This window comes from Alkalihalobacillus phoenicis (genome assembly GCF_047302405.1).
Lineage (GTDB): Bacteria > Bacillota > Bacilli > Bacillales > Bacillaceae_D > Alkalihalobacillus.
In genome coordinates, this window is record NZ_CP154853.1 from 160,374 (window position 1) to 176,187 (window position 15,814).

At 37.9% G+C, this 15,814-nt stretch carries 12 protein-coding genes; 6 read left to right on the forward strand and 6 right to left on the reverse strand.

Features of this window, described 5'->3' with window-relative positions; all coding sequences use genetic code 11:
- The first annotated feature begins 161 nt into the window (after positions 1-161).
- Entirely contained in the window at positions 162-1,916 is a 1,755-nt protein-coding gene (locus tag AA0017_RS00710) for a glycoside hydrolase family 13 protein (RefSeq protein WP_413378559.1), read from the forward strand.
- A 511-nt stretch (positions 1,917-2,427) separates the two neighbouring features.
- Here the strand turns inward: AA0017_RS00710 and AA0017_RS00715 are convergent.
- Positions 2,428-2,673 (reverse strand): hypothetical protein, encoded by a 246-nt coding sequence (locus AA0017_RS00715; protein ID WP_413378561.1) that lies wholly within the window; start codon positions 2,671-2,673, stop codon positions 2,428-2,430.
- Between the two features lie 520 nt (positions 2,674-3,193).
- Here AA0017_RS00715 and pflB point away from each other — a divergent pair.
- The 3 genes from pflB to AA0017_RS00730 all read left to right on the forward strand — a co-directional run bounded on the left by pflB (position 3,194) and on the right by AA0017_RS00730 (position 7,641).
- Positions 3,194-5,449, forward strand: coding sequence for a formate C-acetyltransferase (pflB, locus tag AA0017_RS00720; protein WP_413378563.1), 2,256 nt, complete (start codon positions 3,194-3,196; stop codon positions 5,447-5,449).
- A gap of 15 nt (positions 5,450-5,464) precedes the next feature.
- The gene (gene pflA / locus AA0017_RS00725) at positions 5,465-6,193 is read left to right on the forward strand and encodes a pyruvate formate-lyase-activating protein (RefSeq protein WP_413378565.1); all 729 of its coding nucleotides are present in this window, start codon (positions 5,465-5,467) and stop codon (positions 6,191-6,193) included.
- Positions 6,194-6,714: 521 nt separating this feature from the next.
- The gene (locus AA0017_RS00730) at positions 6,715-7,641 is read left to right on the forward strand and encodes a manganese-dependent inorganic pyrophosphatase (RefSeq protein ID WP_413378567.1); all 927 of its coding nucleotides are present in this window, start codon (positions 6,715-6,717) and stop codon (positions 7,639-7,641) included.
- 125 nt (positions 7,642-7,766) lie between these two features.
- Here AA0017_RS00730 and AA0017_RS00735 read toward each other — a convergent pair whose 3' ends face one another.
- From AA0017_RS00735 to AA0017_RS00745, 3 genes are all read right to left on the reverse strand, one after another.
- The gene (locus AA0017_RS00735) at positions 7,767-8,156 is read right to left on the reverse strand and encodes a hypothetical protein (RefSeq protein WP_413378569.1); all 390 of its coding nucleotides are present in this window, start codon (positions 8,154-8,156) and stop codon (positions 7,767-7,769) included.
- A gap of 117 nt (positions 8,157-8,273) precedes the next feature.
- The gene (locus AA0017_RS00740) at positions 8,274-8,747 is read right to left on the reverse strand and encodes a DUF4188 domain-containing protein (protein WP_413378571.1); all 474 of its coding nucleotides are present in this window, start codon (positions 8,745-8,747) and stop codon (positions 8,274-8,276) included.
- Positions 8,740-9,303 (reverse strand): PadR family transcriptional regulator, encoded by a 564-nt coding sequence (locus AA0017_RS00745; protein ID WP_413378573.1) that lies wholly within the window; start codon positions 9,301-9,303, stop codon positions 8,740-8,742. The genes AA0017_RS00740 and AA0017_RS00745 overlap by 8 nt, the downstream gene beginning before the upstream one ends.
- A gap of 1,248 nt (positions 9,304-10,551) precedes the next feature.
- On the opposite strand from AA0017_RS00745, the gene AA0017_RS00750 reads away from it, so the two are divergent.
- Positions 10,552-11,841: a histidine--tRNA ligase gene (locus AA0017_RS00750; RefSeq protein WP_413378575.1), complete on the forward strand. Its 1,290-nt coding sequence runs from the start codon at positions 10,552-10,554 to the stop codon at positions 11,839-11,841.
- 221 nt (positions 11,842-12,062) lie between these two features.
- On the opposite strand, the gene AA0017_RS00755 is transcribed toward AA0017_RS00750, so the two are convergent.
- Together AA0017_RS00755 and AA0017_RS00760 are read right to left on the reverse strand one after the other, a co-directional pair.
- Positions 12,063-12,407: a spore coat protein gene (locus AA0017_RS00755; RefSeq protein ID WP_413378577.1), complete on the reverse strand. Its 345-nt coding sequence runs from the start codon at positions 12,405-12,407 to the stop codon at positions 12,063-12,065.
- A gap of 54 nt (positions 12,408-12,461) precedes the next feature.
- On the reverse strand, positions 12,462-12,755 hold the full coding sequence (locus AA0017_RS00760) for a hypothetical protein (protein WP_413378579.1): 294 nt from the start codon (positions 12,753-12,755) through the stop codon (positions 12,462-12,464).
- Between the two features lie 382 nt (positions 12,756-13,137).
- Between AA0017_RS00760 and AA0017_RS00765 the strand changes: the two genes are divergently transcribed.
- A complete protein-coding gene (locus AA0017_RS00765; RefSeq protein WP_413378582.1) occupies positions 13,138-15,525 on the forward strand; it encodes a 3-hydroxyacyl-CoA dehydrogenase NAD-binding domain-containing protein in 2,388 nt (795 codons plus the stop codon).
- Positions 15,526-15,814: the final 289 nt, after the last annotated feature.

Genomic DNA, 15,814 nt, shown 5'->3' on the forward strand with positions numbered 1-15,814 from the left:
GTATGGTAAAATCAAGTTAACTTAAGCGTTTAAGCAGTGGAATGACATTGCTTTTTCGCTTTTCTTTTAGAGGATTACTTAAACGATTAAGTGATTTTTGGATTTATTTTTGTAAGTGCTTAATTTTTAGTCTTTTACTCAATCTAAGGGGGTTGTTTTTAATGAATAAACATGCGATTTATCATCGAGCAAAAAGTCATTTTTCTTATGCTTTTGATGGAAAAACCGTTCACATTCGTTTGAAGAGTGAGCGTGATGATTTGCAAGAGGTCTATCTTTTAACGGATTCAGAAGTAGGCTGGCAGGAGCAAGAAGACGGGACATGGCAATGGATGAAACGTAAAATTAAAATGACTCGTGAGTTTCAGACGGAAATGTTTGATTATTGGTTTACGGAAGTGGAGCCGGTTGATTATAAAATGAGGTACGGTTTTCTTGTGAATGATGGACGGGAAGAACTCTATTATTTAGATCGAGGCTTTTTCAAAACGGATGAGCCGGGAATCGAAAATGATATTAATAGTTATTTTGCTTTTCCATTTGTACATGAGATAGATGTTTTTTCCGCACCAGCTTGGGTGAAGGACACCGTATGGTATCAGATTTTTCCAGATCGATTTGCAAACGGAGATGCAACGATTGATCCAAATGAGGTGATCACTTGGAATAAAAAGGGGGCTGAGTTAGGTCAGTATTCCTTTTATGGTGGTGATCTTCGTGGCATCATTAACAAATTAGATTATATTAAAGAGCTCGGCATAACTGGAATCTATTTAACGCCTATTTTTGAAGCGACGACCTCTCATAAGTATGATACGATTGACTATTTTCAAATTGACCCAGCCTTTGGTACAAAGGAAGACTTACGTGAGTTAGTTGATAAGGCACATAATAAAGGGATGAAGGTGATGCTTGATGCGGTTTTTAACCATATCGGGGATAAATCCTATCCATTTCAAGATGTACTGAAAAAAGGTAAAGATTCTAAGTTCTTTAATTGGTTTCTATTTGAACAGACGGATGGACCAGTTGAGAAGTGGTCGTATCAAAACTTTGTGCCAGCAATGCCAAAATTAAATACATCAAATCCTGAAGTAATCGATTATTTATTGACGATTAGTCGTTACTGGATTACAGAAACCGACATTGATGGCTGGAGAATTGATGTCGCCAATGAAGTGGATCATGCTTTTTGGCGTGAATTCAGAAGAGAAGTGAAAGCTATAAAAGAGGATCTTTATATTTGTGGAGAAATTTGGCATGACAGTCAAGCGTGGTTACACGGTGATCAATTTGACGGGGTAATGAACTATCCATTATCGCGACCAATTCAAGACTGGATTGCGACTGGACGAATTAATGGCATTCAGTTTCAGAATGACTTCGTTCATGCCCTCTTACGTTATTCGGACAATATCAATCAAGGCATGTTCACCTTATTAGATAGTCATGATACAACGCGAATTACAAGATGGGCCAATGGAGATAAACGCAAGATTGATATGTGTTTTGCTTTATTGCTGTCAGTGCAAGGAGCGATCTCCATTTATTATGGCAGTGAAATTTACTTAGATGGTGGCGAAGACCCTGATAATCGTCGCTGTATGCCATGGGATGAGGAACGAGAGCAAGGTAATATCGCAACGTTATGTAAGTTAAGAAAAGAGTATCCAGAGTTCGGGTCAGGTGGGAAATTTGAGTTTTTGACTGTAGAAGAGAATAACATTATATACAAAAAGAAAAGTGATCAAGGTCATCTTTACTTCATTTTTTATACAGAAGGTGTTGGAACGGTTTCATTGCCAAAAGAGCTTCAAGATAAAAGCTTGATTAACTTAATAAATGATGAAAATGTAGAGATGAAAGAGTCGATTTATTTAGAGGATTATTCTTACTTAATTTTGAAGGAGAAATAATCGAAGTAATCATTTTGAAAAAGCTGATGAGAGATGTGAATCTCATCAGTTTTTTTGATAAGGAATGATAAAACTTTTTAAGTGGATTAATTAGGGGTGTATTAATTTGAATAAGCCATGGAGCGAAGGGACCCAGAGAGGGAGGCGCGGTAGTTCGGCGTATAATGAACGGAGAAGCAGAGAAAAGAGCCGAGCTAAGCGTAGTTCGGCGTATAAGGAACGGAGAAGCAGAAAAAAGAGCCGAGCCAAATGTAGTTCGGCGTATAAGGAACCGAGAAGCACAAAAATAAGCCAAGTCAGCTTCAACTCGGCTTATCACTGTATCTCGTACCATCCCTCTCCGATTGAGGAGAGGGGCTATCCAATTGCTTATTTAGGGCGAGTCTTTGATAAAATGTTGTGCTTTGTATAGATGCCAACAGATAGTAGGGAAAGTTTATCTATTGTCTGAGTTAGTAGGGGGAATTAGTAAAATCATTCAATAAGAAAACCATAAAGTCATTATCGGACTTTATGGCAGCACTTTTATTTTTTGAATAGAAAGTAAATAGTCTAAATACCATTCTGGTTTGGGTAAGGATATGACGATTTCTTCATTGATCCATTCGATTTTACCTTCTTTTTTTAATTGAGCTAATATCGGCAGCAGCTCTTCTTTTGTATGTCCTGTCCTAACACATAATGTCGGGAGCGTTGGTAGGACACAAGCTTCACACATACCTTCTATCACTGTAAACATTAAATCACTTTCATTCAATCGTACAACCTCCCGCTTTATATTCTTATTAGTATTATATTAGGTAAAAAGGTGTATTTTCCTTTATTTATTTCGAACAAAAGTTCATCAATATGTGACAAAAGATTTATATGGTGGTCGAAAGTAACAATAAGAAAATGAGAACAAGTCGAAATGAACAGAAAAATGGAGAGAGGGGTATATCCTGTGTTTCCCACGGATGGGCAGGAGAATCTATTAAAAAAGTCTTTTGTAAAAAGAGAATCTTTATTACATTTATTATAACACATGACTAAATAGTACTAATACAGTGGGGTGTGGATTCAGTGAGTATTTCAAATTAAGCCGATACGATTAATTGCTCAATGAAAAGGAAATAAATCAATTAATACCAAGGTTTGTGAAAAAGTTCACAAGAGCTTCATAATTAGGATAATCCATTGTCTGAATTTTCAAGTACAATAAAAGTGTAATAGCTGTTATATACATTTCAATTAATCTGTTATTGTTTTTATTCCAAAAAAATGAGGAGGAAGAACAAATGGAGCAATGGCATTCTTTTAGAGGGGAAAATTGGAAAAAAGAAGTCGATGTCAGAGATTTTATTCTTACAAATGTGTCGAGCTATGATGGGGATGAAAATTTTTTAGAAGGCGCAACAGAGGCCACAAAACAACTTTGGCAGCAAATTATGGACTTAACAAATGATGAAAGATTGCGAGGCGGTGTCTATGATTTAGATACAAAAGTGGTTTCGACGATTATTTCACATGGTCCGGGGTATTTGAATCAGTCATTAGAGAAAATTGTAGGGCTTCAAACGGATGAACCATTTAAACGCTCGTTAATGCCATTTGGTGGAATTCGTATGGCTGAAACAGCGGCAACCTCTTACGGTTATCAAGTCGATGAAGAGATATCAGAAATTTTCACGAAATATCGTAAAACACATAACCAAGGAGTCTTTGATGCTTACACAGATGAAATGAAGAAAGCTAGAAAAGCAGGGATTATTACTGGATTACCTGATGCCTATGGTAGAGGTCGGATTATCGGTGATTATCGTCGGGTTGCCTTATATGGAATTGACTTTTTAATCCAACAAAAAGTGAAGGACAAAAAAGAAACGAGTCAAACGATGACCGAAGATCAAATTCGGTTGAGGGAAGAGTTATCTGAACAAATTCGAGCATTAAAAGAATTAAAGGAGCTAGGGCATAAATACGGATTTGATTTATCGAAGCCGGCGACTAATGCGAAGGAAGCTTTCCAGTGGCTCTATTTAGCTTATTTAGCGGCCATTAAAGAACAAAATGGGGCGGCGATGAGCTTAGGTCGAGTTTCTACCTTTTTAGATATTTTTATTGAGAGAGATTTAAAGCAAAATCTACTTTCTGAAAAAGAAGTCCAAGAGCTTGTTGATCATTTTGTGATGAAGCTACGACTGGTCAAATTTGCAAGAACTCCTGAATATAACGAATTATTTAGTGGAGATCCAACGTGGGTAACCGAATCCATTGCGGGAATGTCGATTAATGGTCAACATCTAGTGACAAAGAACTCATTCCGCTTTTTACACACGCTTGAAAACCTTGGACCAGCACCAGAACCAAATTTGACGGTCTTATGGTCAACGCATTTGCCTGAAGCATTTAAGGGATTTTGTGCAAAAATGTCGATTAGAACAAGTGCCATCCAGTATGAAAATGATGATTTAATGCGTCCAGAATGGGGCGATGATTATGGGATTGCTTGTTGTGTATCGGCGATGCGTATCGGGAAACAAATGCAATTTTTTGGAGCGAGAGCCAATTTAGCGAAAACTTTATTGTATGCCATTAATGGCGGTATTGACGAAAAGTTACAAGAACAAGTTGGTCCTAAAATGGAGCCGGTTTCAAGTGATATTCTCCATTATGAGGAAGTAGCGGAAAAGTTTGATGTCATGATGGAATGGTTAGCAGAACTTTATATTAATTCTCTTAACATCATTCATTATATGCACGATAAATATAGCTACGAAAGAATTGAAATGGCTTTACATGATACAGAGGTTCTACGCACGATGGCAACAGGAATAGCTGGACTTAGCGTTGTAGCTGACTCTCTGAGTGCGATCAAACATTCTAAAGTTCACGCGATTCGTGATGAAAAAGGAATGGTTATTGACTACTATGTTGAAGGAAGCTATCCAACTTACGGAAATAATGATGAACGCGTCGATGCGATTGCTGTTGAGGTAGTCAAAAACTTTATGAACAAATTGAAAAAGTATAAGACGTATCGTGATTCTAAAACAACTACATCCGTACTAACCATTACCTCCAATGTCGTTTACGGTCAAAAAACAGGGAATACACCTGATGGTAGAAGAGCTGGTGAACCATTTGCTCCTGGAGCCAATCCAATGCATGGGCGAGATCGTTCGGGAGCTCTTGCATCCTTAAGCTCAGTGGCAAAAATTCCTTATCATTATGCTTTAGACGGTGTATCGAACACCTTTTCCATTGTGCCAAAAGCGTTAGGAAAAGAAGGTGGGGCTCGGATTCAAAACCTTGTGGCGATTTTAGATGGTTATATCGCAAAAGGGGGCCATCACTTAAATATTAACGTTTTTAATCAAAAGCAGTTAATCGATGCAATGGAGCATCCAGAAAATTATCCACAACTTACCATTCGAGTTTCGGGATATGCCGTAAACTTTATTAAATTAACGAAAGAACAGCAGTTGGATGTTATTAACCGTACCTTCCACGGGGCGATAACCGAACAGGAAAAGGTAACGGAGCCAATCTAGATAGGAGTTGATCGCATGAAGGGGAATATTCATTCAGTGGAAACATTTGGGGCGGTAGATGGACCAGGTATTCGTTATGTGCTATTTCTACAAGGTTGTTTGTTACGTTGCAAATATTGCCACAATGCCGACACATGGAAAATTGGCACGGGAACCGATAAAACAGTGGAGGAAATTTTAGTTGAGCTTGAAGATTACCGTCCCTTTTTTGCCGCTTCCAATGGAGGAATTACTGTTAGTGGCGGTGAACCGCTTCTACAGATTCCATTCCTAATCGAACTTTTTAAGGCTTGTAAAGAGCGAGGCATTCACACTACGATTGATTCATCGGGCGGTTGTTTTGAAAAGGGAGAGCTTTTTTTAAAGGGACTGGATGAATTGCTCGACTATACGGATCTCGTTTTGTTAGATTTAAAGCACATCGATAATCAAAAACATCGTGAGCTAACGGGTAAACCAAATCGAGCCCCTCTTGATTTTGCGAAACACCTATCAAAGAAAAATATTCCTGTCTGGATACGACATGTGCTCGTGCCGACCATTAATGATGATGAGAAGTATTTAAGACGTTTGTCCGACTTTATTGGGACCCTTACCAATGTCGAGAAAGTAGAGGTGTTGCCGTACCATCAAATGGGAGTCTATAAATGGGAGGCACTTGGGTATCCGTATCCACTTAAAGGAATTGATTCACCGAGTAGGGAACTGATTGAAAAAGCAGAATCGATTTTGATAGCGAAATGATTATAAAAAAGAGTTCGATGACGAGAAAAATGGTCATCGAACTCTTTTTAGTAGGAAAAGCTTGTTTGTCTGAAAAAGTCTCAACATCACCTTTATCTTAGAAATTAATTTTCCGAGTAGAAAGTCGCTCATGGGTTCACCCGCGGAACGCGTAGGGTATGGAGCTGGTGGAGTATGCTAACTAATGTAACCATATTTTAACGAGTAGCCTGTTTTTCAGTGGCCACGCCTTTATGCCGGCAGGAGTCTACGTATATTTTCTCCGCTAAGGTTATGTCTTGTTCGTATTCTCGGTTAAACATTTTGATTTTTCCCAGCCTCTTTTTCAATTTAGAGCTGGGTTTTGTACTGACCTCTTTTACATGAAGAACACATTAAATATTCAACAAATTTAATTATTCCTATCGATATGGTTTGCTTTCATTTCGATCTGTTGTAAAATCGATTATGTAAAAGTAGGACAACTCATGGTAGAATCGATGATAGATAAAAAAATGTAAACATCTAAAAGGAGCGAGATTATGTCTAACGTACTTATTTTTGGCCATAAAAACCCTGATACAGATACAATTTGTTCAGCGATTGCTTATGCAGATTTAAAAAACAAATTAGGTGTCCAAGCGGAAGCAGTTCGTCTTGGTGCGGTTAATGGAGAAACGGAATATGCTTTAAAAACATTTAGTACAAAAACACCACGTCTTGTGGAAACGGTCGCGAATGAAACGGAAGAAGTTATTTTAGTCGATCATAATGAATTCCAACAAAGTGTTTCTGATATTAAGGATGTTCGTATTTTAGAAGTCATTGATCATCATCGTATTGCTAATTTTGAAACGGCTGACCCTTTATACTATCGTGCGGAGCCTGTAGGATGTACGGCAACAATTCTTTTAAAAATTTATAAAGAAAAAGGTTTTGCAATCGAGCAAAATATTGCAGGGCTTATGTTATCAGCCATTATTTCTGATTCTTTATTATTCAAGTCGCCAACATGCACGGAAGAAGATGTAACCGCAGCAAAAGAACTTGCTGAAATCGCTGGTGTCGATGCAAATAGCTACGGACTTGAAATGCTTAAAGCGGGTGCTGATACGACAAGCAAAACGGTTCAACAATTAATTTCAATTGACGCAAAAGAATTCTCAATGGGTGAATTTAAAGTAGAAGTTGCTCAAGTCAACACAGTTGATACGAATGAAGTCATTAATCGTCAAGCAGAAATCGAGCCGGTCTTAACTGAACTTATCGCAGAGAAAAAACTTGATTTATTCGTATTAGTCGTCACGGATATTTTAGAAAACGATTCAGTTATCCTTGCCTTAGGAAGTCAAGCACCAGCTGTTGAAAAGGCGTTTAACGTTCATTTAGATAATGGGACAGCCCTATTAAAAGGTGTGGTTTCACGTAAAAAGCAAATTGTTCCACCTTTAACAGAAGCTTTACAATAAGGGCCGACATATACACTAATAAAAGTTGATGAGGAGCCGGAGGGCTTCTCATCAACTTTTTTGTATAAAAATACTGACTACCTCGGCCCCATCTCCTAGAATATTCCGCGGGCAACTATGTTAACTTAACGTGTCAAGAGCAAGATAATCACTCCAGCTAAACAAGCTAGTGCCGAAAGGGGGGACATCACCATTTTTTCTTTTATACTTCGCGAGGCTAAGTTGCCGACTGTATTAATGAAAAGAAAAATAACGATTCCGACGATTATCCATTTTAAAAATGGAAGGTCTACGCCTGGCAAAATGAGTCCTGTGTACTGTAAAAAAACGAAGGCGAAAGCAATTAATACCAAACTTGAAACAAAGCTAGCGATTCGGAATGGTAATGGAAGCACTCCAGTAAACTTGCCCCCGTATGAATATTCGGCTAATGGTTTTCCAAACGCTAATAGTAGTTGAAAAATAGCTATCCCAAGAAATAGGACCGCATTAAAAACACCGAAAAATACGAGCATTTCTTTTTCACCCTCTTTATTATTTAATGAAAAGGCCACTTTTAAAAGTAAGTAAGCCGATAAAAAGGGTATGAGATCCCTTTATTACGGAAAGGAAAACCAATTTCCCTTATTCCCTCAGTTTCTAGCTAACCTTTGTGAAGCACTTTGTAATGATTTTGTTACTTTTTCATAGCCGGATACCTTTGCTAACCCAAATTTCGGCATATTCACATAGATGGACTCCATACCTCCAGGCTCCACAACATATGTTTCATGATAAATACCTACGGCTGAGTTATTGCGGCAACGCTTGTTAAAGTTTTTCCATGCTTTTAAATGGGTTTGCCCTTTTGCATAAGCAAATAAATCTTCCTCAGATCGCCAATATTGGAGCAAATAAGTGGTACGCAAGCCAAAAAAGTTTTCCATCGACAAGCAACCATGCTCTTTATGCTGATACAATTCTTTAATCATCGCTGGCATTGCCATAAATACTGGGAACCATTTATGGATGGCCCACCACTTATTCACTCTCATCCCAATCATAAAAATCACTACTTTATCACGATGTGTTGCGGTCACTCGTTGGGTCTCAATTGTTTTACCCATTTTCGATTCCTCCTTTAATGGTTGCAATGGCTGTTAATGCCCAGTCAATCGCGGCTTGAGTCGTTCTTTTTCCGTAATCCAATGTAAGAAGCCAATACTGTTCATCGGATTGTCCCGTTGAATGAGTCAAAATCGACTGTTCGATAGTTGAAAAAACAGCCATTCGCTCTTGGAGTTTTTGGACGTATTGTTCAATTTGTTCAATCGTGAGTTGGTGATTTTTTTGATGGCTACTAAAAAAAAGCTTTAAAAGCAATTCATTTTTTTCAATAGCCACTTTTTCGATTGGAGTTTCTAACCAATCTTGTAGAGTCATCTGTCCTTTTTTAGTAATAAAATAGTTTTTTTTATTTGGTTTGTTTTCTTGTTCAACCTCCTCTACATAAGCTAATCCATCAGCAACTAAAGCTTTTAACATTGGATAAATTTGTCCGTAACTAATTTTCCAAAAATGATTTAAGCTGTTGTCGATCATTTGTTTAATCTCGTAACCGGAGTTACAGGTCGTCGTTAATATTCCAAGTATTGCGTACTTTGTATGATTTTCTTGTGCCATCTCGATTCATCCTTCTATATCTTTTTGATATATATCATTTAGTTATATATTAAAGGATATATAAGAAATAAAGCAAGTGTTTTGTTTTAATTTTCTCAACTTTCGCATCGAGAAAATCCGTTCAACTAGTTGGCAGAGCGAAAGGGAAGCTCTTAAACAAATGCCCTTGACACGTTTGAAAAGCGAGAACGTACTATCACACCAAACGGATAAACTGCGCATCAAGAAAAAATAATAGGCCCTCCGGCGGTCGCTCCCAAACAGACACTCCGCGTCCTTGCCGAGAACCTCATGAGCCTCCTCAGCGTTTCACGCTTGCGGGGTCTCATTGGACGGTTTATTCCTGCGGGAGTCTCCGTGTCTGTTTGTCCGCTAGATAATGGAATCGAATCTAGGTTCGGTTTTCTCATTGAATAAAAAAACAGTCATGACTTCAAAGTACATTAGCTTGAGAATGATTTTTCTCCTTCCATGACTCATTCCGTTACAGTTGTAAACCAATCAGTGTGGATGCTCTGTACGTTAGCTAGATGATCGAGCTTGTTTCGATTGGAATCCTGTCTTTTCATGACGGCAGACTTAGGAAAAAAATAGGTGGCAACGACCTATTTAGTTCCATAACCAACAAAGTGAAGAAGAAGGTCCTTCTGCGTTAGAAATAGCTGATTGAGAATGGCCCTATCATCAAGCATCTCCCCTACACTTAGCGGACAAAACCATACGGAGACTCCCGCAGGAATAAACCGTGGAGCGAGACCCCACAGGTGTACCGAGGAGGCTCGCCAGGTTCCTGCTGGACGCGGAGTATGGTTTTGGTAGCGACAGCCGAAGCGCTTAATTTTAGTGAACAATTTCCTTCAACAGCCTACGAAGAGATGTGTTCAGACTGTCAACGATTGAACCGTTCATGTAAAGTCAATTGGAGTAGTGTATCGCCCTAAAGTTAATCTCTATCAACGGTTAAGGGTCAATTATACGCTGCGAAAGTTGAGTAATTTTCTAACAAATATTGTTTTCTTTTTGTAGAGATGGTAAAGTAACAGAAATCTAGGAGTGTGATTAGTGTGAAAAGTCGAAACCGCTCAATATTAATGAACCAACATCATCATATGTAAAAGTCTTGCTACAGATTAAAAAAATTAATCTTAGGAAGACTTTTTCCCATGAAACCGCATTGATTAAAGAGTTTATTTTAATCAATGCGGTTTTTTATTTTATTATATTTACAAATATTAGGAGGTAATTGATGTGAGAAAGAGTGTTGTCATTAAAAATGTAAAAGGTACAACTGACTATATGCCAAAGGAAGAGTCAGTGAGAAGAAAAGTTCGTCGTATATTAGAAGATATTTTTATGGCGTACGGGTGTTTACCACTAGAGACTTCTATTATAAATGAAGCCAAATTACTAGCGTCTAAATATGGTGGTGGGACGGAAATTTTAGAGGAAATGTACCTTCTTACAGATCGAGGAGAACGAGAGCTTGCCCTGAGGTATGATTTGACGATTCCTTTTGTAAAAGTGGTTGCTATGAATCCTACTTTGCCAATGCCCTTCAAACGATATGAAATAGGAAAAGTTTTTCGGGATGGCCCAATTAAAACTGGGAGATACCGTGAATTTACGCAATGTGATGTTGATATAGTCGGAGTCCAATCACAAATAGCTGAGGCTGAATTAATTTCGATGGCGGTCGATGTTTTTGAGAAATTAGGAATAGATATTGAGATTGAAATAAATAACCGTAAGTTGTTATCAGGGTTATTAAAAAGCTTTGAAGTAGATCCAGCAAAAATAAATTCAGTGATTTTAACGATTGATAAATTTTTGAAAATTGGGGTTGATGGTGTTGTAAAGGAACTAAAAGATAAAGCTGTGGAAGCCAATTCAATCAAAAAAGTTATCGAGTTTTTAAATAAAGAATGGACATTTAAAGAGTTCAAGAAAATCGATGTTCGGAATGAATGGTTTCTAGAAGGATTGCAGGAAACAGAAGAGCTGCTGAATTATTTAGAGGCCATTGATTTAATGGGCTGTTGTGTATTTAATCCTTACTTAGCAAGAGGGCTTGAAATTTATACGGGTACCATTTATGAGATCTTTTTAAAGGATCGTTCGATTCAATCAAGTATTGGAGCAGGTGGACGTTATGATGAGGCGATAAACGGTTTTCTTGGTACGGATGACTGCTATCCCACTGTAGGACTTTCATTTGGTTTAGACGTGATCTGTACTGCTTTGGAACAAAGTGGACAAAATCTAAAGTCAGCCATCGATTACTATATTATTCCATTAGGTTATGAGAAAGAAGCGATGCAAGTCGCAAAAACCTTAAGGGGGAATGGCTTCTCTGTTGAAATGGAATTAGGGACGAAAAAAATAACAAAAGCCCTAAAAAAAGCTAACCGAATAGCGGTACAGAAGGTGATTATAATCGGTGAAAAAGAAGTAAAAGAAGGCTTCTATACAGAAAAAGAAATGGAGAATGGGGGAGAGAAGAAGATTGAGTTTGAATACAAAATTTATGGAGTGATGTAATGATAGGGAATGATGTTAGCGATCGGTAGTGGTGTGGAAAAAGAGAGTTGGAACGCCTCGAAACCTAGTATGGCCGTGGTTAATGTGAAAAAAAGCCGCCCCCCCCCAGCCCAACTGGAGCAATAATCCGAAATTTGAATATTATACAATAAAAACCCGGTGATTTACTTGAAATCACCGGAAGTATTTTTACTTTAAACTCATGCAACTGGAAGCTGTTTTTACGAATAATTTTGTCCGCCTTGTCCTTGTGGATAAGGGAATTGATTTTTGTAGCCAGTGAACTTTTGATAATCTTGCTGGATGGATTGTTGGTCGGCTGCATCATAGCTATATAGTCCTTTTTTGAACATGACATTAAATAAATCACGTTGGCAGTTATGGGTTTCGTTTGCGATCTGATTAATGTCTTGGAACAATTGAGCATGGCTCGCCTCTGTCGCTGCCAGACTATAGGAATTACACAAATATTTCTCTGTCGAAAGTTGGTCAGTAATAAAATCTTGCTCCGACATTTGTGGAGTTTTTGGAATCGGTATTTGTGGGTTTTGAATTTTTTGGCTCATCTGAATTCCTCCTTCTTATGCTCGAAAATACGGATTAGCAATCCTAATGAATATTTACTGTAGCTGGCCATTTGTGACTTGTTGTTGCTGTTGCTGAGGTTGTAAATGGCTCAGGATTTTTTCATAATGTCGTTCATGCATTTGCCCAGCATTTTCTAACGCTTGTTTAATTTCAGGATCGGGGCACTGACCCGCATAAAAATGAGCTTTTTTCATAGCCACTAAATTCCATGACAGCATATCCGATAAATAAAGGCTATCCTTTGTTGAAAGAATGGCAGGTGGTTCTTGGTATTGCGGCTGCTGTTGTTGCTGCGGTTGACCTTGATTTTGACTTTGTTGTTGCATAAAATCTCCCCCTAAAAAATGATGAACCGTTAAATTTAAGACGGTTACCCCTATAGAATTTGATTTTTTTCTTATTAATATAAGCGACAATTATTGGTGAACCATGACTTTCAGAACGTTATAAAAAAAATCTGAATAAATTTTAAAAAATTTTAAAAATATTGAAGGTTATCGGCGATTTATCGCGAATTATATAATTAAGCGCTTACAATTCCATTGTGTGATCGTCTAAAACAAATTTAAATGCAACGTAAATCCAAGTCGTATGAGCCAAATATGACTGAATTATTATGAGAATTTACGATTTAGCAGCATCTTTAGTCAATCACTTGCATATGGAACAGTAGGGTTATTTTATATTTTAAAAATGAGGAGGGTATCCATGCCTGTTCAAATTAGGAAAGCTGCCGTTATTGGGGCGGGAGTAATGGGGGCGCAAATCGCTGCAGTCTTGGCCAATGCAGGAATTCAGACATTGTTATTTGATTTGCAGCCAAAGGAATTATCAGAGAAGGAATCAAAGCTGGGACTTTCTTTAGATAATGCCGTAGTCAAGAATCGTTACGCTTTGGAAGCCATTACGAAATTGACAAAAATGAAACCAGCTCCACTTGGTACAAGAGAACAAGCCAAACTAATTCAAGCTTGTAATTTAACAGATGACTTTAAAAAGTTAGCTGAAGTGGATTGGATTATTGAAGCGGTTGTTGAAAATATGTCCGTCAAACAAGACCTTTTTGAACGAATTGAGAAGGTGAAAAAATCAAGTTGTATCGTAAGTTCAAATACTTCTGGATTGTCCATTGAAAAAATGGTTTCCACATGTTCTGATGAGTTTAAAAAGAATTTTCTAGGAATCCACTTTTTTAACCCGCCACGATATTTGAAGCTTGTTGAATTTATTCCAAGTAATTCAACCGACACAAGTACAATCGCAAATATGAAAGCGTTTACTGAAAAGAGATTAGGAAAAACCGTTGTCTTAGCTAAAGATTCTCCTAATTTTATTGCGAATCGGATTGGGACGTATGGGCTTTTGTTAACGGTACAAGAAATGGAGAAAAGCGGATTAACGGTATCAGATGTTGATGCTTTAACCGGAAAATTAATTGGTCGACCGAAAAGTGCAACGTTCCGAACACTTGATGTTGTTGGTCTGGACACATTTCTACATGTAGCGAAGACCGTATATGATCATACAGAAGGTAAGGAACAGGACTTATTTGACCCACCAAACTTTATGAAAAAATTAGTTGAAAATGGTGCGATTGGTCAAAAGGCAGGAAAAGGATTTTACCAAAAAGTCAAAAAAGATGGCAAATCGGTTATTTTAGCGATAAATCCAAAGACATTAGAATATGATGAAACGACGAAGTATCAATCGGAACTAATCGGACAAACAAAACAAATCAAATCATTAAGAAAACGACTCCCTTTTATCGTTTCTCAAAATAGTAAAGATGCGAAATTTATATGGAACTTAATTTCGAATGTGCTTGTTTATGCAGCTGAGAAAAAGGATGATATTGCCGATGACATTTATTCAATTGATGTGGCGATGAAAACTGGTTTTGGTTGGGAAGCTGGCCCATTTGAAATGTGGGATATGATCGGCGTGAAAGAAACACTAACGAAAATGAAAGAATCAGGTTTAACTGTTCCATCTTGGATTGATGAAATGGTTGCTAATGGTTTTACGAGTTTTTATCAAAATGAGCAATATTATGATGAGAAAAAAGGAAATTATGTTTCAATCCCTAAAAAGGATGGGTATTACAATTTAACTCTTCTTAAAAAAGAGAAGAAGATTTTCGGAAATGATGGAGCAAGCTTACTTGATATCGGTGATGATGTTGTATTAATGGAAATGCACTCACCAAATCAATCAATCGGACTTGATGTACTCGATATGATTCGTCGCTCGGTTGAAGAAGCAGAAAAATCATATAAAGGGCTTGTGATTAGTCATCAAGGGAAAAACTTCTGTGTAGGTGCCAATTTATTAATGATTTTACTTGAAGCTCAAAGTGATAATTATGAGGATATTGAAGATATCATTCATATTTTCCAACAAACAATGAGTAAAGTTCGTTATTCAGCTAAACCAGTAGTTGTTGGAGCATTTGGAATGACTCTCGGTGGTGGCGTAGAAATGAGCTTACCAGCGGCTAGCATTCATGCCGATTTTGAAACATATATGGGCTTAGTCGAAACAGGTGTCGGTCTTATTCCAGGCGGTGGCGGAAACAAAGAACTTTATTTACGCAATCTAAAAAATGCGGCTAACGATGTTAAGTTTGATTTACAAAATGTAGCGAACAAAACGTTTGAGACGATTGCAATGGCTTCCGTTTCAACTTCAGCTCTTGAAGCGAAGCAATTAAATTATTTAGGTGACAATGACGTGATTATTTTTGATAAAGAGGAGATTATTGAGCGCTCCAAACAGACCGTTCTGACTCTGGAGAAAAATCACTATATGCCACCGACTAGAGAGCCTATTCCAGTCGTAGGTGAGACCGGTTATGCGACGATGCTTTTAGGAGCGAAAAGTCTTCACTTTGCCGGAAGAATTAGTGAACATGATTTAAAAATTGCCGAAAAATTGGCCTTCGTTATTGCTGGAGGACGAGTCGCAAAAGGAACGCTCGTGGATGAGCAGTATTTGCTTGATATCGAAAGAGAAGCCTTTTTAAGCCTTGTCGGTGAACCAAAAACGCAACAACGAATGCAACATATGTTAATGACGAAAAAGCCATTACGGAATTAGTTCAGCTACGTCCGTTAGAAGCTCGAGAAAAATCGGTTCGTCTTATGAAGACAAAAAGCGTCTTCAACGGCCGCCCCTGCCCACAGGACGTGGGTACAAGGCGTTGCGGCAGGATGGCGCGAATTTAGCGTTGAACTTTGATATTTCTCGCTTCTAGGCAAACGGACTGCGCTTTTTATTTAATCTAGCTACGTCCGTTAGAAGCTCGAGAAAAATCGGTTCGTCTTATGAAGACAAAAAGCGTCTTCAGAAGCCGTCCCTAATTTTTTCTCGCTTCTAGGCAAACGGA